General features: G+C 74.2%; 19 protein-coding genes. 11 read left to right on the top strand and 8 right to left on the bottom strand.

All coding sequences use genetic code 11. The annotated features are described in order from the left end of the window. The first annotated feature begins 56 nt into the window (after window positions 1-56). Window positions 57-1,535, top strand: a complete 1,479-nt coding sequence (locus A949_RS0127010) for an FGGY-family carbohydrate kinase (protein WP_019359175.1) — start codon at window positions 57-59, stop codon at window positions 1,533-1,535. A gap of 74 nt (window positions 1,536-1,609) precedes the next feature. Here the strand turns inward: A949_RS0127010 and A949_RS38615 are convergent, their stop codons facing one another. Genes A949_RS38615 through A949_RS0126995 form a run of 3 tightly spaced genes read right to left on the bottom strand, consistent with a single transcriptional unit; the run spans window position 1,610 to window position 4,193 of the window. Continuing rightward, a complete protein-coding gene (locus A949_RS38615; protein ID WP_019359174.1) occupies window positions 1,610-2,395 on the bottom strand; it encodes a polysaccharide deacetylase family protein in 786 nt (261 codons plus the stop codon). Beyond that, window positions 2,392-3,270: a DMT family transporter gene (locus A949_RS38610; RefSeq protein WP_019359173.1), complete on the bottom strand. Its 879-nt coding sequence runs from the start codon at window positions 3,268-3,270 to the stop codon at window positions 2,392-2,394. The genes A949_RS38615 and A949_RS38610 overlap by 4 nt, the downstream gene beginning before the upstream one ends. An 8-nt stretch (window positions 3,271-3,278) precedes the next feature. Beyond that, complete coding sequence (locus A949_RS0126995; protein WP_019359172.1) at window positions 3,279-4,193, bottom strand: SDR family NAD(P)-dependent oxidoreductase; 915 nt, start codon at window positions 4,191-4,193, stop codon at window positions 3,279-3,281. A gap of 375 nt (window positions 4,194-4,568) precedes the next feature. Between A949_RS0126995 and A949_RS39325 the strand changes: the two genes are divergently transcribed. The 3 genes from A949_RS39325 to A949_RS0126985 all read left to right on the top strand — a co-directional run bounded on the left by A949_RS39325 (window position 4,569) and on the right by A949_RS0126985 (window position 6,661). Further along, entirely contained in the window at window positions 4,569-4,862 is a 294-nt protein-coding gene (locus A949_RS39325; RefSeq protein WP_237735920.1) for a hypothetical protein, read from the top strand. After that, window positions 4,832-5,722: an MGDG synthase family glycosyltransferase gene (locus A949_RS34725; RefSeq protein WP_237735918.1), complete on the top strand. Its 891-nt coding sequence runs from the start codon at window positions 4,832-4,834 to the stop codon at window positions 5,720-5,722. The genes A949_RS39325 and A949_RS34725 overlap by 31 nt, the downstream gene beginning before the upstream one ends. A gap of 336 nt (window positions 5,723-6,058) precedes the next feature. After that, the gene (locus tag A949_RS0126985) at window positions 6,059-6,661 is read left to right on the top strand and encodes a transglycosylase SLT domain-containing protein (RefSeq protein ID WP_019359171.1); all 603 of its coding nucleotides are present in this window, start codon (window positions 6,059-6,061) and stop codon (window positions 6,659-6,661) included. A 129-nt stretch (window positions 6,662-6,790) separates the two neighbouring features. Here A949_RS0126985 and A949_RS0126980 read toward each other — a convergent pair whose 3' ends face one another. Continuing rightward, complete coding sequence (locus tag A949_RS0126980; RefSeq protein WP_019359170.1) at window positions 6,791-7,270, bottom strand: hypothetical protein; 480 nt, start codon at window positions 7,268-7,270, stop codon at window positions 6,791-6,793. Window positions 7,271-7,549: 279 nt separating this feature from the next. Between A949_RS0126980 and A949_RS0126975 the strand changes: the two genes are divergently transcribed. Next, window positions 7,550-7,909: an ArsR/SmtB family transcription factor gene (locus A949_RS0126975; protein ID WP_019359169.1), complete on the top strand. Its 360-nt coding sequence runs from the start codon at window positions 7,550-7,552 to the stop codon at window positions 7,907-7,909. Further along, window positions 7,893-10,592, top strand: a complete 2,700-nt coding sequence (mgtA, locus tag A949_RS0126970; RefSeq protein WP_019359168.1) for a magnesium-translocating P-type ATPase — start codon at window positions 7,893-7,895, stop codon at window positions 10,590-10,592. Before A949_RS0126975 ends, mgtA begins: the two co-directional genes overlap by 17 nt. A 37-nt stretch (window positions 10,593-10,629) precedes the next feature. On the opposite strand, the gene A949_RS0126965 is transcribed toward mgtA, so the two are convergent. Both A949_RS0126965 and A949_RS0126960 read right to left on the bottom strand, forming a co-directional pair. Next, complete coding sequence (locus A949_RS0126965) at window positions 10,630-11,031, bottom strand: hypothetical protein (RefSeq protein ID WP_019359167.1); 402 nt, start codon at window positions 11,029-11,031, stop codon at window positions 10,630-10,632. A 168-nt stretch (window positions 11,032-11,199) separates the two neighbouring features. Next, window positions 11,200-12,714, bottom strand: coding sequence for an LCP family protein (locus A949_RS0126960; RefSeq protein ID WP_019359166.1), 1,515 nt, complete (start codon window positions 12,712-12,714; stop codon window positions 11,200-11,202). Between the two features lie 109 nt (window positions 12,715-12,823). On the opposite strand from A949_RS0126960, the gene A949_RS34720 reads away from it, so the two are divergent. Next, the gene (locus tag A949_RS34720; RefSeq protein ID WP_019359165.1) at window positions 12,824-13,030 is read left to right on the top strand and encodes a twin-arginine translocase TatA/TatE family subunit; all 207 of its coding nucleotides are present in this window, start codon (window positions 12,824-12,826) and stop codon (window positions 13,028-13,030) included. Between the two features lie 446 nt (window positions 13,031-13,476). Here A949_RS34720 and A949_RS0126950 read toward each other — a convergent pair whose 3' ends face one another. Further along, the gene (locus A949_RS0126950) at window positions 13,477-13,932 is read right to left on the bottom strand and encodes a MarR family winged helix-turn-helix transcriptional regulator (protein WP_019359164.1); all 456 of its coding nucleotides are present in this window, start codon (window positions 13,930-13,932) and stop codon (window positions 13,477-13,479) included. A gap of 183 nt (window positions 13,933-14,115) precedes the next feature. Here A949_RS0126950 and A949_RS0126945 point away from each other — a divergent pair, with 183 nt between their 5' ends. From A949_RS0126945 to A949_RS0126930, 4 genes are all read left to right on the top strand, one after another. After that, the gene (locus A949_RS0126945) at window positions 14,116-15,567 is read left to right on the top strand and encodes an MFS transporter (RefSeq protein WP_019359163.1); all 1,452 of its coding nucleotides are present in this window, start codon (window positions 14,116-14,118) and stop codon (window positions 15,565-15,567) included. Window positions 15,568-15,748: 181 nt separating this feature from the next. Next, window positions 15,749-16,408: a class I SAM-dependent methyltransferase gene (locus tag A949_RS0126940; protein ID WP_019359162.1), complete on the top strand. Its 660-nt coding sequence runs from the start codon at window positions 15,749-15,751 to the stop codon at window positions 16,406-16,408. Window positions 16,409-16,624: 216 nt separating this feature from the next. Continuing rightward, on the top strand, window positions 16,625-17,320 hold the full coding sequence (locus A949_RS0126935) for a TetR/AcrR family transcriptional regulator (protein WP_019359161.1): 696 nt from the start codon (window positions 16,625-16,627) through the stop codon (window positions 17,318-17,320). A gap of 43 nt (window positions 17,321-17,363) precedes the next feature. Next, entirely contained in the window at window positions 17,364-18,515 is a 1,152-nt protein-coding gene (locus A949_RS0126930; protein WP_019359160.1) for an FAD-dependent oxidoreductase, read from the top strand. A gap of 102 nt (window positions 18,516-18,617) precedes the next feature. Here A949_RS0126930 and A949_RS0126925 read toward each other — a convergent pair whose 3' ends face one another. Then, window positions 18,618-19,376, bottom strand: a complete 759-nt coding sequence (locus A949_RS0126925) for a S1 family peptidase (protein ID WP_019359159.1) — start codon at window positions 19,374-19,376, stop codon at window positions 18,618-18,620. Window positions 19,377-19,608: the final 232 nt, after the last annotated feature.

Genomic DNA, 19,608 nt, shown 5'->3' with positions numbered 1-19,608 from the left:
CTTCGCTGAGCAGGGAAAACGTTGACCCTGCCGGTGATCCCTGGAAGCCTGCCGCCATGGCGCTCAACGCAGTCCTGGGTGTGGACATCGGCACCTCCAGCAGCAAGGGCGTACTGGTGGGGCTGGACGGCACGCTGCTGGCCTCCGCCGTGCGCGAGCACACCGTCGACCGGCCGGCTCCGGGGCGGGTGGAGATGGACGCCGGTGTCTGGTGGGACGAACTGGCCTCCCTCTCCCGGGAGCTGACCGGCGCGGCCGACGCCCGGCCCGTCGCCGTCGGAGTCAGCGGCATGGGCCCCTGCGTCCTGCTCACCGATGCCGACGACGTGCCCCTCCGCCCCGCGATCCTCTACGGCGTCGACACCCGCTCCGTCGACCAGATCGCCCGCCTCGGAGCGGAGTTGGGCACCGAGGAGATCCGGCGCCGCTGCGGCTCCGACCTGAGCAGCCAGGCAGCCGGCGCCAAGATCGCCTGGATCGCGGACGAGGAACCGGAGCTGTACGCGCGCGCCAGGAGGTTCTACACCTCCAGTTCCTGGCTCGTGCGCAAGCTGACCGGCAGCTACGTGCTCGACCACCACACGGCGAGCCAGACGACCCCGCTCTACGACACCGTCGCGCACCAGTGGTACGCGCCCTGGGCCGACCGCGTCGCCCCCGGACTCGAACTGCCTCCGCTGCGCTGGTCCGGTGAGGCCGCGGGCGCCGTCACGGACGAGGCCGCCCGCCGCACCGGACTGCCCCCGGGCATCCCCGTCGTCACCGGCACCGTGGACGCCTGGGCCGAGGCACTGAGCGTGGGCGCCCACCGGCCCGGCGACCTGATGCTGATGTACGGCACCACCATGTTCCTCATCCACACCGTGCCCGGCCTGCTCACCGACCCGGCGCTGTGGAGCACCGTCGGAGCCCTGCCCGGCACCCGCAGTCTGGCCGGCGGCACGGCCACCTCCGGTGCCGTCACCGGCTGGCTCCGGGAGCTGTTCGGCACCCCGGACTACGCGGAGCTGCTGCGGCTCGCCGAAGCCTCGCCTCCCGGCGCGAACGGGCTGCTGATGCTGCCCTACTTCGCCGGCGAGCGCACCCCCGTCATGGATCCGCACGCCCGCGGCGTCCTCGCCGGCCTGACGCTGAGCCACACCCGTGGCGACCTCTACCGTGCCGCGCTCGAGGCGACCGCCTACGCCGTCCGGCACAACATCGAGGCCATCGAGCGGGCGGGCGGGGACATCCGCCGGATCGTCGCCGTCGGCGGCGGCACCCAGGGCGGGCTGTGGACCCGGATCGTCTCCGATGTCACCGGCAGGTCCCAGGAGTTGCGGACCACCTCCGTCGGAGCCTGCTACGGCGGCGCGCTGCTCGCCGCGCAACTGGTGACCGACGCCTCCGCCGACACCTGGAACCCCGTTCGCGGGACCGTCGCACCGCACTCCGGAACCACCGGCAGGTACGAGGAGTTCTACGCCCTCTACCGTGCGCTCTACCCGGCGTCGGCCGACGTGGTCCACGCCCTCGCGGCGGCGCAGGACCGCTGACCCGTGGCACCGTCCGCCGCGCTCCCCGGCACCGGGCCGGAGGCCCGGTGTCCCCGATCGGCGGTGCGGGCCCGTCAGTCCGTGAGCGGCGACCGCTCCGCCCCGGCCGTCCCCCCGGCCCTCCTCGCGGTCACCGCCACCGGCCCGTGTTCCGCCAGCGGACCGATACGCCAGGAGGCGGCCCGGCAGAGGGCGACCAGCCTGGGCAGGGCCGCCAGCGTGACCCGCCAGGAGCCGGGAGCGCTGTTGCGGTCGCTGTCGTGCAGGAGGACGGTCGCCCCGCCGCTCAGGCGCGCGCGCAGCGCGGTGAGGACGCTGTCGGGTCCGGCACCCGCCTGCCAGTCGCGTCCCCAGGCGGTCCACAGCACCGGCCGCAGTCCCAGCCGCCGGGCGGCCCACCAACGGGTCGCGGTGAGCACCCCGTAGGGGGGCCGGTACCACAGCGGCTCCGTCCCGGCGGTCTCCCGCACGGCGGCCAGCGCCCGCTCCAGGTCATGGCGGTCGGCGGCCGGGCGCGGGAACCAGGGGGGCTGGTGCTCCCAGCAGTGCACCGCCAGCTCGTGGCCCTCGGCGGCCATGCACCGTACGAGAGCGGGGTGGCGCAGTACGGCGGCGCCCTGGAGGAAGAACGTCGCCCGCAGCCCCAGCCGGTCCAGCTCCCGCAGGAAGGCCGGGGTGGAACGGGGGTCCGGTCCGTCGTCGAAGGTCAGCGCGATGTGGTCGGCCCGGCCGCGCCCGTCCAGCTCCGGGCGGAACGCGGCCCGCACCGGCGGCAGCCAGGTGGCGGCCGGCACGATGTTCGCGGCCGCGACGGCTGCCGGCGCGGCCGCCAGCGCGGTCAGCAGGCGCGGCCGGTTCACCAGATCTCCTTCCCGGAGGTGCCCGCCACCGCAGGCGACCGGGCCAGTTGCACACTTCCCGCACTGATCAGCGCGAGCGCGGCCAGCTCCGGCAGCACCCGCCAGCCGAGCGACAGCCGCTCGTCGAACAGGGCGGCGCCCAGCACCACACTGAAGAACGCGTCCCCCAGCGTGAGCGCGGGCTGCGAGGCGACCAGCGTCCCCGCGTGCAGTGTCATCTGCAGCAGCAGGAACCCCGCTCCGCCCGCGACGGCCACCCCGTAGGTCTGCCACGCGGTCAGCAGCGCCACCGGTCCGTCGTCCGCCAGATAGGAGATGGCGTCCTTCATCAGCGCGGCCGTCACCCCGAACAGCACGGCGGTGGCCGAGCCCAGTACGGTCGCCCGCGGCGCGGAGGGCAGCCGGAAGGCCACCACGACCAGCACCACCACCAGCGCGACGACCAGCGGCGCCATCACCATCCAGCGGCCGGAGGGCACAGCGGCCGCCCCGCCAGAAGGCCACACCAGCCACAGGAACGCCGCCAGCCCCACCACCATCGCCGCGAAGGCCACCCATGCCCGCCCGCCGGGCCGCTGCCGGAACACCAGGCCGCCCAGCATCAGGGTGAACAGCAGCTCCGTCGTCATCACCGGCTGCACCACCGCCAGCGGCCCCGTCGCCAGCGCACCCGCCTGGCACACCGCCGACAGCACCAGTGTTCCCGCCCCCCACAGCCACACCGGACGGCGCAGCAGTCCCGGCAGCCACGACAACCGCCGCCCGGACGGGCCCGGCCGCTCCACCGCCGCCGCCCGCCGCTGGAGCACCGAAGCGGCCGCGTTCCCCATGGCGGCGAGTACCGCCAGCAGGATCGAGAGAGCTGTCCACAGCACGCGGGCGCCTAGCCGAAGCGCTGGGCCAGGCTGCGGAACACCCCCGGGGCCGTCCCGTGCAGCCACGCGGGCATGGCCATCCAGGACGGCACATACGCGTTGGGGCGGCCCGTGCGCAGTGCCCGGCACACCGCCTCGGCCACCCGCGCCGCGGGTACCGGCCGCGGCCGGTCGCGCCGATAGGGGGCGCCGCGGCGCTGGAAGAACGGTGTGTCCACCACTCCGGGCAGCACCATCGAGACCCCCACCCCGCTCGGAGCCAACTCGTAGCGCAGACTGTCGGCGAACGCGGCGAGCCCGGCCTTCGTCGCCGAGTACACCGCCTCGCCCCGCACCCCGACACTGCCCGCCATGGAACCGATCAGCACCACCTGTCCGCAGCGCCGGTCCACCATGCCGGGCAGCAGGAGCCGCACCAGGTGCAGCGTCGCGTTCAGGTTCAGCGCCAGCACCTCGTCGATGTCCTCCGGGGGCATCGCGGCGAACGACCCCGCCCAGCCGATGCCCGCACCCGCCACCAGCGCGTCCACCCTGCCGCTGTGCACCAGGGCCTCCTCGGCCAGCTGCGTGCGGGACCGCGCGTCGGCCAGATCCGCCGCCAGTGGCACTCCGCCGGTCCGGGTCGCCACCTGCTCCAGCCGTCCCCCGTCCCGGCCGTTGAGCAGCAGCCGCCAGGAGCCGTCGGCGGCGAGTTCCTCGGCCACGGCCGCGCCGATACCCGAGGACGCCCCGGTCACCAGGGCCACCGGACGGTGCGCCCGGCTGTCCGCCTCCGTGCCGGACGGTGCGCGCCCGAGCGGCCGGGCGCGGGCGGGCACCGACAGCCGGCCGGCCGGATGCCGCCGGTAGCGGTGCCGCAGCGAAGGGGCCCGGAGCGGCGGATCCGTCGGACGGCCGTCGGATCTGCCGAGCCTGTCGAACACGGACGCCTCCGGTGAGCAGTACGGGCCCCGACGGGGCCGGGAACATGTACCGGGGCGCAACCGGCCCCGGCTCCAGCATGCTGGCAACCGCGCTCGGCAGCCGCCCGGAGCCCTGCCCGGGTCCGCCGAACCACCTGTTCGGCTCCCCGCGCCGACGGGCCGTGCCGCCCGGCGGAGGCCGGGGGGACGGCGGCGCCGGGCCGGAACGGCTGAGTGTCGCTACGCCGCCGCCGACGAGCGGACAGCACACTGGGTCTACGGACGTGCCGAGGGGCTGCGGACGTGTCCGGCCGCCCGCAGAGCCCCGGCGCGCTGTCCCGGGCCGAGCGGGTCCGGGACCGCGCCGGTCCGCCCCGCCGACGACCCTGGAGCCCCATGCCGCACCGCTTCCTGCTGCTGAGTGCCAGCATGGGCGCGGGCCACGACGCGGTCGCGCACGAACTGGCGCACCGGCTGCGGGCCCGCGGGCACCCGGCGGTCGTACGCGACATCCTCGGCATGCTCCCGGCAGGCAGCGGCCGGGCGCTGCGGACCGGCTACCGGGGCACCGTGCGGCACGCACCGAAGCTCTACGGCGCGGTGTACGCGAGCTTCCTCGCCACGGCCGCCGCGCCCGGGCCCGCCCCAGCAGCGCACCGCTGGCGGCACTCGCCGAGCGCCCGCTCCTGAGAACCGTCGCGGAGCTGCGCCCCGATGTCGTCGTGCCCACCTTCCATCTGAGCGCTCAGGTGACCGGGCGGTTGCGGGCCAGGGGGGCGCTGGCGGTGCCCGCCGCGGTCGTCGTGGTCGACTTCGCCGTCCACCGCGGCTGGCTGCACCCGGGGAACGATCTCCACCTGTGCGTCACCGAGGCCGCCGCCGCCCAGGTGCGTTCCGCGCTGGGAGGCCCCGCGCGGAGCACGGGACCGGTGGTGCCCGCCCGCTTCTTCCGGGCCCGGGACGTCGAGGGCCGCTGGCGGGCCCTGCTGGACCGGCATGTGGCAGCGGCGGCGCAGCACACCCGCCCGCTCTCCGCGGAGCGGCCCGCCGTACTGATGTCCACGGGCGCCTGGGGCGTCGGCACCCGGCTGATGGAGACCGCGCGGCAACTCGCGGACCACGGCTGTGTCCCGGTGCTGCTGTGCGGGAACGACGCGCGGCTGCGGCACCGCGCGACCCGCCATCCCGGCCTGCTGCCGCTCGGCTGGGTGACCGACCTGCCGGGCCTGATGGCGGCGACCCATGTGCTGCTCGACAACGCCGCGGGCCAGACGGCCGCCCAAGCGCTCGCGGCGGGCCTGCCGGTCGTCGGCCATCGTCCGCTGCCAGGACATGCCGAAGCGGGTGTGCGGGCCATGGCGCAGGCCGGACTCTCCCGGTACGCCGCCGGTGCGGCCGAACCGGCGCACAGCGCGCACGAGCTGGCGTTTCCGGGCCCTGCCCGCGCTCGGCTGACTGCGGCGGCCCGTGCCGCCCTCCGGGGCGACCCGGTCGACGAACTTCTGGAGCTGGCCGGACGAGTGGACACGGCGGACTCCCGGACAGCTTGACGTGCGATCCCGGTGGTTTCCCGGCCGGTTGCGGTGTGCGTGGGGGTGAGTACTGGGGGTGCGGGGGCGGGGGTTTTGCGGGGTGGGTGGTGTGAGGCCGCCCATAGGGTCCACGTCACGTACGAACCGGCATCGTATGTCCGGTATGCCGGGTTCGGGGTGGGGGTGGGGGTGGCGTGCGGGTGCGGGTGCGGGGGACGAGGCGGGGTCGTAGGTCACATGGTTGCCGGGGTGGGGGGTGCCTCCCGCACGGTGGGCCCCACGCCGCAGCCAGACCACCGGCAGCCCCGTGCCGGGTGCGGCGCCACGTCCCCCCGCGAAAGGTTCCGCTCCCCCATGCGCACCACCCTCACCGCTCTGAGTACCGTCCGCCCCACCCGCCGGCTGGCCGTCGGCGGCCTGACCGCCCTGGGCGCGGCCGGTATCGCCGCCACCGCCCTGACCGGCACCGCCCACGCCGCCACCCCCGACACCCCCGACACCGCCGGCCCGGCCGGCCACCGGGCCGCCGCCACCGCCCAGCACCTGACCACCCAGGCCCACCACGCCAAGCAGAGTGCGGACAAGGCCGCCAAGGCCGCCAAGGGCAGCGGCAAGAGCGGCGCGAAGGCCGAGTACGCCGACAACCTGGACGGCTGGATCCGCGAGGCACGCGCCGTCATGGCCAAGCACGACATCCCCGGCAGCTACGACGGCATCAAACGCAACATCATCCGCGAGTCCGCAGGCGACCCCAACGCTGTCAACGACTGGGACATCAACGCCCAGAAGGGCATCCCCTCCAAGGGACTCCTCCAGGTCATCCAGCCCACCTTCGACCAGTACCACGTCAAGGGCACCCCCGACGACCTCACCGACCCCGTCGCCAACATCGCCGCCGCCTGCAACTACGCCGCCGACCGCTACGGCAGCATGGACAACGTCGACTCCGCCTACTGACACACACCCCGCAACACACCACACCGCAGAACCACCAGGGAGCGGGTGGGAGGAACACACCTCCCACCCGCTCCCCGCACGTGCGGAGCGGCCGGGCCGGTGGTCGTTCTCCGGCCGGGCGCGGGGAGCTCAGGTGTGGATCGCCAGCTTGAACTGCGCGTGCACCAGGTCCCGGGACCGGGAGTCGTTGTGGGCGACGCGGATGGCCAGCGGGACGTCCGGGTGCACGAAGAGCTCATGGTGCTTGGTGAAGCACTGCATGCCGGGGGAGGGGCGCCGGTGGTCCGTGGCCGTGGTGTCCACCGGGTCGTCGGTGAGGCCGAGCGGGTCGCGTACGACCTGGTCGCGCAGTTCGCTGTAGTCGCCGGGCTCCCACTGGATCATGACGGTGACGACGCCCCATCCGTCGACGGCGGGCCAGATCAGTCCGGATCGGTCGTCGGCGCGCCAGTCGGAGACGTCGTAGCCGTCCGGTTGCCGTACCTGGTGCATGCCCTCGGCGTCGTAGGACTCGCCTCCGCCGAACGGGAAGCGCACCACGTGGTAGGCCCCGTCGGAAGCGACTCTCTGGTTCTCGTTCATGATCAGCGAGCACACGGGTATGGGCATCGGCTCTTTCCCTTCTGGCTCCTGGGGTCCGCCGACGGCCGAGTGCGGCCCGGCGTCCAGGCAAGGATGCGCCGTCACCGTGTGCGTGGTGACGGTTTCACCGGGTCGCCGTCGAACCGTTGCAGACCGCCTGCGGCTCTCGGACGACCGCCCCCGGCTGCCGTCGCGCGCCGCCCGGCTCGCCGCGGCATCGCTGCCGCCCGCACGCGCTCTACACTGTGGTGCTCCGCGGGTCCGGGCTGCCCGGACGGGGGACACGGCGTGGACGGGAGGAGAGCGGTGGCACGGGAGGCAGGCGGTGGGCAGGACCCCTCCGCCGAGTTGCTGACGCAGGCCGCCACCGCCTTCGGCCTGTTGGCCTCGCCGTCCCGGGTGCACATCGTCTGGGCGCTGTCCCAGGGCGAGTGCGATGTCTCCCACCTCGCCGAACGGGTGGGCGGGACGCTGCCGGCCGTCAGCCAGCACCTGGCCAAGCTGAAGCTGGCCGGACTGGTGCGGTCCCGGCGGGAAGGGCGGCGGCAGGTGTATCTGGTCGACGACCCGGCCGTCGTCACCGTGGTGCACGAGATGGTCCGGCAGTTGGCCCTCGGCCGGGGTGCGCCGGTGAACGGACTGCGGTCGTATGAGTCCGGTGCCTGAGCCTCCGGGACCCGGCCACCGCACGGAGGGGGCGGCGCTCCCGCAGCCGGGTGCCGGCACCGCACTCGCGGCGCAGGCACCGCTCACGGCACTGCGGCACCTGGAGACCGGCCCGCGCGGACTGACCGAGGCGGAAGCCGAGGAACGCCTGGCCCGGCACGGGGAGAACACGCCGCCTGCCTGGCACACCCCCTCCCTGGCGCGGCGCCTCGTCCAACGGGTGCGTGAACCTTTCACCGCCGTTCTGCTGCTGCTGGGGCTGGTCTCGGCCGCGATCGGTTCCGTGGGGACCGCGTGCGTGATCCTGGCCCTGGTGACGGTCAGCTGCGTGCTGCGTGCGGGAGGGGAACTGCGGGCCGACCGCTCGGTCGCCGGGCTGCGTGTGCTCGTCGCCGGAACCGTCACCGTGCTGCGCCGCCGCGACACCTACGCCGCCCGCCCGGACGAAAGGGAGCTGCCGGTCGCCGACCTGGTACCCGGAGACGTCATCCGGCTCGGGCCCGGCGACCTCGTGCCCGCGGACGTGCTGCTGCTGAGCTCCACCGGCCTGGTCGTCGGGCAGGCGCAGCTGACCGGGGAGTCGGGGCCGCTCGGCAAGCGCCAGGCGTCCGCCGGAAGCGGCGGGACCAGCACGGGACAACCCGGTGCCGCGCCCTCGTCCGGGGAGCCGGACACCGGCACCGCCCTCTTCGGCGAGCCGCATCTGTGCTTCCAGGGCAGTACCGTGCTCGCGGGAGGAGGGCGCGCGGTGGTGCTCGCCACCGGCGCGGAGACCGGACTGGCCGCCGGGCACCAGCACACCCGTCCGCGGCAGAGCGCCTTCGACCGGGCGCTGCACGGCACCGCCTGGATCCTGGTCCGGTTCATGCTGCTGACACCCCCGGTCGTGCTGGCTGCCGACGCGGCCGTCAGCGGCCGGGGCGTGGCGATCCTGCCGTTCGCCATAGCGGTCGCCGTCAGCCTCACTCCCGAGATGCTCCCGGTCGTGGTCGGCGCGGTGCTCGCCCGCGGCGCGGCCTCGCTCGCCCGGGAGCGCGAGGTGATCGTCCGGCGGCTGCCCGCACTGCACGACCTGGGCGCCATGGACGTGCTCTGCCTCGACAAGACCGGCACCCTCACCCAGGACCGTCCGGTCCTCGACCGTGCGGTGGATCGGGCCGGTGCGCCGGACGCGGCGGTGCTGCGCTGGGCGGCCCGCAACTCGCTGTGGACGCTCCAGCTCGCCGAGACCCCGGTGGCCGACGCCCTGGACGATGCCATCCTGCACGCCGCCACCGAGCGCTACGGCCTCCCCTGCCTGGAGGAGGAGTACGAGGGAGTGGCGGTGCTGCCGTTCGACCCGGTCCGCCGGCTGTCGACCGCGGTGCTCCGCGCGTCCGACCGTCCGGGAACGCACATCCTCGTCGTCAAGGGCGCCGTCGAGGCGGTACTGGAGCGTTGTGTGCTGGCCGAGCCCGAACGTGAGGAACTGCGCAGATCGGCGGCGCGCCACGCCGCCGACGGCCTGCGGCTGCTGGCCGTGGCCACCGCCGAGCGCCCTTCCCGAGCGGGCGCGCACGCGTACAGTTCCGCGGACGAACGCGGGCTCTCCTTCCGCGGGCTGGTCGCCCTGCGCGACGCCCTCGCCCCCGATGCCCCCGAGGCACTGCGGGGCCTGCGGGACCAGGGCGTCGGCGTCAAGATCCTCACCGGTGACCACCCCGGCACAGCGGCCCGCGTCTGCCGCGAACTCGGCCTGGAGCCCGGCGCGGAGGGCGTGCTGACGGCCGACCGCATCGACCGGCTGGAGGACCGTGCGCTCGCCGAGGCGGTCGGGCACGTCACCGTCTTCGCCCGGTGCACTCCGCGGCACAAGGCCCGGGTGGTCGCCGCCCTGCGCGCGGCCGGGCACACCACCGGCTTTCTCGGCGACGGTGTGAACGACCTCGCAGCGCTGCGCTCCGCCGATGTGGGACTGTGCCCGCGCGATGCGGTGCCCACCGTCCGGGAGAGTGCCGACGTGGTGCTGGGCGAGCAGTCGTTCGCCACGGTGGAGCCCGCCGTCACCGCGGGGCGGCACAGCAGCGTCACCCTCACCTCCTATCTGCGGGTGGCGCTCTCCTCCAATCTGGGCAACGCCGTGGCGATGCTCGCCGCGGCTCTGCTGTTCCCGTTCGTCCCGATGCTGCCCGCGCAGGTCCTCGTCCAGAACCTGTTCTTCGACGCCGCGCAGCTCGCCTTCGCCTTCGACCGCCGGGAGCCTGCCGAACTGCGCCGGCCCGCCGCGCTGCGTCCCGGGGCGCTCCTCCGGTTCATCACCGGCTTCGGTCTGCTGAACGCCGCGGCGGACCTGGCCACCTTCGGGGTGCTGGCCTGGACCGTGGCGGAGGCGGCGACCGAAGCGGGCCAGGGGCTCTTCCACGCCGGGTGGTTCACCGAGAACCTGCTGACCCAGGCGATGGTGATGGTGCTGCTGCGCAGCGGCCGCGGTATCGGCCGGTGGCGACCGGCCGGTCCCGTGCAACTGGCCGCCGCCGTCCTCGCGGTCGTCGGTATCGTGCTGCCGCTCACCCCGCTGGGGCCTGCGCTGGGCATGGTCACCGCACTGACCGCCGCGTCGTACGCACTGCTCGCCCTGGTCCTCGCGCTGTACGGAGCCGCGCTGGTCGCCGCCCGGCGGCGGGGCGGCCGCGCTGCCGGGTAGCGCGGACGCCTCCCGGGCATCGGCGCCGCCGGACGGTTCAGCCCGTGTCGCCGTCGGTCTCGGACCGGGTGTGCTGCCCCCTCTCCGGCCGGCGCCAGGGGGGTCCGAGGCGGCCGAGTACCAGCGCCAGTCCGCCTGCTCCGTAGAAGGTGAACAGCGCGCCCTCCGCGAGCAGTTCCCGCTGCTTCTGTGCTCGCAGGTTCTCGGCCTCCTCGAACGTCCTGCTGCCCGTCGGACGCAGCCCGTCCTGGGTGTGGCAGGTCTGCCCGGGACGCAGCTGCGTCTGCGGGAGTTCCTCGCCGTCCTCGTCCAGGACGGTGCCCGGGCATCTCGGCGTCTGCGCGGAGGGCAGGGCTCCGGCCAGCTGGAACAGGCCCCAGCAGACCGGTGCGAGGAAGAGCACCAGCAGCCACCGTGCGACCTTCGTGGTGCCGTCCACCGGTCGTCCTGGTCTCGGCTCACGGAACAGCATGCGACCGCAGCCTAGTTCCCCGCGGCCGCCGGAGTCCCGCCCCGGCCCGCGGAGTTTCCCGGCCGGGAGCGACTCGCCCGGCCGCGCCGGGCCCCGGTGCCGGTTCCCCGGCGCGGATCCGCCGGCCGGGGCGGTTCAGCCGTAGGAGAGGTCGGAGCAGGGGTCGTCGGCGGCCGAGCGGCCGGTCTCCTCCGCTTCGCCCCGCCCGGACCCGGGGTCCGGGTCCGGGGTGCCGGACGAGGACGGGGGCCGGTAGTCGGCGCCGAGCGTCACGCGCAGCCCGGGCGGATCACCGGGCTCCAGGCGGGCACCGGGAAGGACCCGCGCGAGCTTCGCGGCGTCCGACCGGGCGCCGGGGCCGTAGGTGAGCACGGTGGTGGTGCGGTCGCGCTCCTCCGCGTTGCCGACGCCGGTCACGGTGAAGTGGTGGGCGCGCAGCTCCGCGGCGGCGGCAGCCGCCAGCCCGGGGGTGGTGGTGCCGTTGCGGACGGAGACGCTGATACCGGTGCCGGAGACCGGCGTCCGGGGTGCCGGAGCCGACGGACTCGGCGTGCCGGGCCCGTGGGACGCTTCGGGAGCGCCGCTCCCCTTCCGGGGCCGGTCGGCCCTCAGATCAGCCCACAGCCTTTCGGCCTGGGGGTGGCGGACGGCGACGCGGTTGCCCTGGTAGCGCCAGGGGATGGTGACGAACTCGGTGTTCTCCAGGTCGATGTCCTTGAGGGACATCGCGAAGTCGACCATCTTCTTTGCGGTTCCCAGGCCCTCGTCCACGGTCAGGGACTCGGTGGCGGCGTCGGCGAGCGGCAGCAGGGTCGTGGGGCCGAATCCCTTCTCCTTGATCTTCTTGACCAGCGAGCCGACGAATGCCTGCTGGCGTTTGATCCGGCCGATGTCGGAGCCGTCGCCTATCCCGTGCCGGATGCGGACGTAGTCCAGGGCCCGCTGCCCGGACACGGTCTGCTCGCCGGCCCGGAAGACGCGTGCGCCGCGGGAGCCCCGGTTGGGGTTCAGATCGCCCTGGTAGAGGTCTTCGGGCACGCACACCGGCACCCCGCCGACCGCCTCGGTCATCGCGGAGAACCCCTGGAAGTCGACGACGACGGTGTGGTCCACGCGCAGCCCGGTCAGCTTCTCGACCGTGTTCTGGGTGCAGGCCGGGTTGCCCTCGCGGCTGCCTCCGACGGAGAACGCCGCGTTGAACATGGTGTTGCGGCGGGCCGCTGTCCAGCTGCCGTCGGGCAGTTTGCACGGGGGGATCTCCACCAGCGTGTCCCGGGGGAAGGAGACGGCCACCGCGTGCTCGCTGTCCCGGAAGACGTGCAGCAGGAACGCGGTGTCGGAGCGCCCCGTGTCGTCCTTGCGGCCCCCGCCCAGCCGGTCGTTCCCGTCGGTGCGCGCGTCCGAGCCGATCACCAGGACGTTCTGGCCGCCGGCCCCGGCCGCCGGGCGTTCCCTGCTCAGCCCGTCCGTATCGAACGTGGAGATGTTGCTGTTCAGCCGCAGCAGGAACCAGCCGGTTCCGGCGGCGGCCAGTACCAGCAGCGAGAGCGTCAGCAGTCCGGCCGTCCGGGCTCTGCCGGTGCGCCGCCGACGGCGGTCCGTCCGGCCTCCGTTGTGGTGCGCGGGCTTCCCCGCGTGGCGGTCCGACATGCGCGCTCCTCGTCCGTGCGGCGTTCTGTGACAGCGAAGACGGCCGCACCGCTTCCAGGGTTGTACAGTTGCGCAATGTAGCAAGTGACGAAGGATGGAGGCGGGGCGGATGCTGCGCAACGGTCTGGAGCCGTGGCACCTGATGGTCGTGGTACTCGTGGCGATGCTCGTCTTCGGATCCAAACGGCTGCCGGGCGCCGCGCGTTCACTCGGCACGTCCCTGCGGATCCTCCGGAGCGAGGCGCGGGCCCTGAAGCAGGAGCCCGCGCCCCACCCGCCGCGGGAGCCGGCGGATTCCGAACCCCCGGTCGCATAGCGCCGAACCGGATGCGGTCCCGGGGCTGCCCGGAGCGCCGGGAACCGTTCCGCCGCGCCGCCGGGAGCCGTCCCGAGGGGAGCGCGACCCACACCACGGCGACCGCGGCACGGCGAGCCCACACCGGGACACCCGGCACCGTGCCCCCCCCCGGACCGTCGTCGCGTGGGCACCGCTCCTGCGCCGTCGGGGACGCGGCCGGGAGATGTTCAGCGGACATGATGATGCCGGGTGCCCGGGTTCCTGGAAGATGTCCGGGCCGACCCTGCCGATGCTTCCGGGTGTCCTGCCCCCGGAGTCCGGCCGCAGGACGAACTCCCCCCGGTCCCACGGCCGTACGGCACTGCCGCCGGGCGGACCGCAGGCGGACACCTCGGTACGGCCAGGGTCGGATGCCGGTGCCGCCCGGTGCCCCGGGCGGGTGGTGCGCCGCGTGCGCGGCCGCGCTACGGCCGGGGCCAGGGGCGGCCGTCCAGGCGTTCGATGTCGGTGTTGAAGCGTTTGAGGTAGGCGGCGAAGGCGGCGATGTCCGCGTCGTCCCAGTCGGCCATGATCCGCTCCAGGCTGCGCACGGTGCCTTCGCGCTCCTCGTCCAGCCGCTGCTCGCCTTCGGCGGTGGTGCGGAACTTGCGGGCCATGCCGCCGTCCGGGTCGGGGATGCGCTCCAGGAGTCCGGCGCGCACGGCGGCGGCCGTCTGTCGGTTGAGGGTGGAGGCGTCGAGGCCGAAGGCGTCGCAGAGCTGGCCGATGGACATCGGCCCCTGCATCCGGATCCGGCTGAGCAGGATGTAGGCGCTGCGGTCGAGTGTGCTGTCCTTGCGCCGCCCCTTGGACTTGTGCAGGTGGAGGTAGCGGCTGAGCAGCATCTGCTCGTACTCGACCTGGCGCGTGGCCTCGTCCATGTGCCTCCCTCGGGGGCCGCGCGCCGGGCGGCCGAGCGTGCCTCCAGTGGTCCTGTGTATCACGCAGGGTGCATGGCGCATGCGATATGGCTGATGCACATCATATGTATGATGCACATCCAATCCGACCGTGCGCCACCGCTCCGTACCGGTGGAACCCCGAACCCGCAGAGGAGTCCCGTCATGGACGGTCCCCAGCCGACCTCCCGCACTGGCGGCGTCGTCGCCACGCTCGCGCTGGCCGGCACCGTCGCCGCGGTCATGCAGACCCTGGTGACCCCCCTCATCGCCGAACTGCCGCGGATCCTGCACACCACACCCGGCGACGCGGCATGGGTGATCACCGTCACGCTGCTGGTCGCGGGCGTGTGCGTGCCGGTCTCCGGCCGCCTCGGCGATCTCATCGGCAAACGCCGGATGCTGCTGATCTGCGCCGTTCCGCTCGTGGCCGGCTCGGTGGTGTGCGCCCTCTCCTCCTCCGTCCTCCCGATGATCGTCGGCCGGGGACTGCAGGGCATGGGCATGGGCATGGTGCCGCTGGGGATCGCGCTGCTGCGCGACGTGGTGCCGGCCGAGAAACTCAGCGGCTCCATCGCCCTGGTCAGCGCCTCCATGGGGATCGGCGGTGCCATCGGGCTGCCGGTCGCCGCGGCAGTGGCCGAGTACGCCGACTGGCGGGCCCTGTTCTGGGGCTCGGCCGTGCTCGCTCTGCTGATCGGCACACTGATCTGGTTCCTGGTCCCGGATGTCCCGGCCGGCGCCAAGGGGCAGCGCTTCGACGCACCCGGCGCACTCGGTCTCGCCGTCGGCCTGGTGTGCCTGCTGCTGGCGATCTCCAAGGGTGCCGACTGGGGCTGGAGTTCGGGAACCACGCTGGGCCTGTTCATCGTCGCCGCAGCGGCCCTCGCCGCCTGGGGGGTCTGGGAGCTGCGCACCCGGGATCCACTGATCGACCTGCGCACCACCGCCCGGCCGCGGGTGCTGCTCACCAACGTCGCGTCGATCCTGGTCGGCGTCGGCATGTACGCCTTCATGCTGATCGCGCCCCAGCTCCTGCAGTTCCCCGAGATCACCGGGTACGGCCTGGGGCAGTCGATGCTGGCCACCGGCTTGTGGATGGCCCCGGGCGGCGTGATGATGATGATCGTCTCGCCGCTCGGCGGGAAGCTGATCAACGCGCGTGGTCCCAAACTCGCCCTCGTCTGCGGCGCCCTGGTGATCTCCACCGGGTACGGACTGTCCCTGGCGCTGATGGACTCCGCCTGGGGGCTGATGGTCGTCGGCATCGTGATCAACAGCGGGGTCGGCCTCGCCTACGGTGCCATGCCCGCCCTCATCATGAGTTCGGTACCGCTCTCCGAGACGGCCGCCGCCAACGGGTTCAACACGCTGATGCGCTCACTCGGCACCACCATCGGCTCGGCCGTGATCGGTGTGGTGCTCGCGCAGTTGACCATCACCATGGGCGGCCACCGACTCGCCTCGGAGACCGGATTCCGTACCGGTCTGCTGATCGGCTGCGGAGTCGCCCTCGTCGCCGCCGTGATCGCCGCCGTCATCCCGGCGGTGCGGGCGGCCGGGGGCGCGGACGAAGGCGAGCAGACCCCGAAGGACCAGGTGCCGGCGCCGGCCTGAGCCGCAGGCGCGGTGCGCCCTCCGGTACGGGGCGCACCGCAGGCCGTCCGCACCCCCGGACCCGGCACCGGCTCCGGCCCGGGTCCGCCGCGGCATCCGGCCTCGGTCCCGCTCCCGCTCCCGCTCGCGCTGACGGGCGGAGACCGGGCCCACCCGCCCGGCGAGGTGGTGGACTTGCTCCATGACGCCCCTGCCGCACCGGATCCTGGCCGCACTGGACCGCTTCAACGCGGCGCACCCCTGGGACCACAACGCGCACTACCACCGCTGGATCCTGCGCCGAATCCCCCGGCGCTTCGACCGCGCCCTGGACGTCGGTTCCGGCAGCGGCGACCTGGCCAGGCTGCTGGCGACGCGCGCCCGGGAGGTGCACGCCGTCGACGCCGACCCGGTGCTCACCGCCCGGGCAGCGGCGGCGACCCCCGCGGCGGCTCCGGTGGCCTTCGCGGTCGCGGACGCACCCGCCGGGCTTCCCGCCGGACCGTACGACGTCCTCACCTGCGTCGCGGTCCTCCACCACCTGCCGCTCGGCGAGGCACTCCGCGCGTTCCGCCGCCGGCTGGCGCCCGGGGGCACGCTGGTGGTCGTCGGCTGCGCCCGGGCGCGGAGCGCCGGCGACCACGCACTCGGCGCAGCCTCGGTTCCGCTGAACGTCGCCGCGGGCTGGTGCCGCAACAGGGGGCGCACTGCGCCGCCTCCGCTCTCGATGACGGCCCCGGCCCGCCCGCCGGAGCAGGATTTCGCCGAGATCGCCCGGGAGGCCCGCCGCATCCTGCCCGGCGTGCACCTGCGCCGCCGCCTCTTCTGGCGCTACACCCTCGTCTGGCGCGCGGAGCCGTGAGCGCGCCGTGTCGCGGTGGGCGCGGTGGCTCCCGCGCGGGGCGGCGCCGTGCCGTGACCATCGGGGCGGGGCGGCCGTGCGGGGGGCATGTCCGATTCCCCCCTCCGGCCGCAGCGACATGCCACCGGGCGGTCGGCTCCGCGCCGCGTGGCGGCCTGTTCCCGGCGACAGAGGGGCGAACTTGTTCGTGACGAACATGTTCGTCATACTGTGGGAGTGACCGCACAGCACTCCGCCGCGCCCCGCAGCCGCCGGGAGCGGCCCGCCAAGCCCGCTCTCAGCAGAGAGGGCATCGTCGCCACCGCCGTCGCGCTGATGCGCGCCGAAGGCCTGCAGCGGGTGACGATGCGACGGCTGGCGCGGGAGCTCGACACCGGGCCCGCCTCGCTCTACGTCTATGTGCACAACACCGCCGCACTGCACGCGGCCGTGCTGGACGGGCTGCTGGCCGAGGTCGACCTCGATCCCGCCGTGCCCGGCGGCGACTGGCAGGAGCGCGCCGTGGCCGTCCTGGGCTCCTGCACGCGCGTCCTCTTCGCGCATCCGCAGTTGGCCCGCGCCGCCCTCGCCGTCCAGCCGTCCGGGCCGCACTACCTCGCCCTGCTGGAGACGCTGCTGAGGCTGCTCCACGAGGGCGGCGTCCCCGACGACCGGGCGGCCTGGGGAGTCGATCTCCTGCTGCAGACCGCCACCGCCACAGCCGCGGAGCACGCCACCCGGGACGAGGCCGAGAGAGCCGGAGCAGCCGCATGGCCGCAGGCGGCCGGTACCGCACTGGCCGACATCTCGGGCACCACCCATCCGCGGCTCGCCGCTCTCGGCGCCGAGCTGTTCACCGGCACTCCCGAGGAGCGGCTCGGATGGGCCTTCCGCGTGCTTCTGGACGGCATCCGCCACACTCCCCGTGCCTGACTCCGGCCGGGGCCCAGTTCTCACCACCCGTGAGGTGACTCCCATGTCTCTGCATCACCCCGTAGTCGTCGTCGGCGCCGGCCTCGGCGGACTCGTGCTCGCCCGCGTCCTGCATGTACACGGCATCGAGGCGGCCGTCTTCGATCTCGACGCCTCTCCGCACGCCCGCGCGCAGGGGGGCATGCTCGACATCCACGAGGAGAACGGACAGGTCGCCCTGGAGGCAGCCGGTCTGACCGCCGGGTTCCAACGCATCATCCATCCGGGCGGCCAGGAGCTGCGCATCGTCGGCAAGGACGCCGCCCTCCGCTTGGCCGAGGAGGACGACGGGACCGGCGCCCGCCCCGAGGTGGACCGCGGCCGGCTGCGGGACCTGCTGCTCGGCGCGCTGCCGGCGGGCACCGTCCGCTGGAACGCCAAGGCCGACACCGTCCGTTCACTGGACGACGGCCGCCACGAGGTGACGTTCGCCGACGGCGGTGCCGTCACGACGGACCTGCTGGTCGGTGCCGACGGCGCCTGGTCGCGGGTCCGCCGGCTGCTCTCGCCCGCCCTGCCCGCCTACACCGGTGTCTCCTTCGTCGAACTCGACCTGTTCGAGGCCGACGTCCGCCACCCCGCGGCGGCGGCGCTGCTGGGCGGGGGGATGTTCTTCGCGCCGGAGGACGGCCGGGCTTTCCTCGCGCACCGGGAGCCCGACGGCAGCCTGCACGTGTATGTCGCCGTGCGGGCCCGTGAATCCTGGCTCGACAGCATCGACTTCACCGACACGCAGGCCGCCAAGGAGGCGGTCCTGGAGTGCTTCGCCGACTGGCACCCGAGTCTGCGCGCGCTGCTCGCCGAGGCCGACGGCCGCCTGGTCCCGCGCCGGATCCACGCGCTGCCCGTAGGCCACAGCTGGGAGCGGGTGCCGGGCGTCACGCTGCTGGGCGACGCCGCCCATCTGATGTCCCCGTTCGCGGGCGAGGGAGCCAACCTCGCGATGCTGGACGGCGCCGAGCTCGCACAGGCCCTCGCCGCCCACCCCGGCGACCGGGAGAAGGCCCTCACCGTCTACGAGGAGGCTCTCTTCCCGCGCAGCGCGGAGCGGGCCGCCGAGTCCGCAGCCGGGCTCGACCTGCTCTTCGGCCCGGACAGCCCCGGGGCTCTGGTCTCCATGATGACCGCCGGTCCCCCCGCGGCGGGCCGTCCCTGACCGCAGCGGACGCCGTGTTCCGTCCCCGGGTGCTCTGCCGCCGGTTCCCCGCGCGTGGTCCGGCACGGGGAACCGGCGGCCGCACCGGTCGGTCCCGGCCGCTCAGACGCCCGCGACGGACCGGATCCAGGAGCGGTACCGCGTGACGTTGGTGTACGCCGTGTTCGACTGCCGGTCGCTGGTGGAGGCGACGCCGACCTGCGCGCCGTTCGCCATCATCGGGCCGCCCGAGTCGCCGCCCGCCGTGATGCCGTCACCGCGCCGGGCGCAGATCGCCGAGCCGTAGTAGGCGTCCTGGCAGCCGCCGGTCACCACGACGTTCGCGTACTTCAGGTAGCGGGACTGGCAGTTGATCTCCTGGCCGCAGCGGGACGTGGCGCCCCACCCGTACACCTGCACGGTCTGGCCGACCGACACCGAGCCCGGCTGGCCGAGTCGGGCGTAGGTCGCCTGGACGGACCGGTCGAGGCGGACCAGTGCCAGGTCGGCGGAGGGGTGGGTGGAGACCTGGACGCCGTTGGCGGTGGTGCCGCCGCTCGTCTGGTCCAGGCTGCCGATGCGGAAGGACAACCGGCCGCCGCTGACGCAGTGCTTGGCGGTGAGGATCCAGGTGGGGGCGATGATCGTCGAGCTGCAGGTCTGTCTTCCGCCGGAGAACAGCCGGGCGGCCCACGGCCCGCTCTGCGCGTATCCGCCGCCGATGATGGGCTGGGGGCGGTCGTCCTGGGTGCCGGCCGCGGACGCGGCACGGGTGGCGGCCGGGCCGGTGGGGGAGTGGTCCTGGGCCACCGCGGCGGTGCCGAGGCTGAGAGTGGCCAGCAGGGCGGCTATGAGCGTGGGGAGTAATCTGGTGATGCGCAAGGTTCCTCGTTTCCGAAGACGCGCGATGTCCCGCGCGTGGCGTCCAGGGAAGTACCGGTTTCAGGTTTCCGGAATTCGAGGAGTTCGGGTAATAGCATTTTTCTGTTAGCGCCCGGTTATGCCCCCGCCGGACGGGACGCAAGGGGCGTGCCGTCAGGAACCCCGCCACCCCGCCACCCCGCCACCCGGCTGCGCGGCGGCGAAGGGGCGGGCCGAGGGTCCCGGACGGCCC

The sequence above is a fragment of the Streptomyces sp. AA1529 genome, assembly GCF_000280905.1.
Taxonomy (GTDB): domain Bacteria; phylum Actinomycetota; class Actinomycetes; order Streptomycetales; family Streptomycetaceae; genus Streptomyces.
Note: the sequence above shows the minus strand (reverse complement) of the source record. Positions and strands in the feature narration are given on the sequence as shown.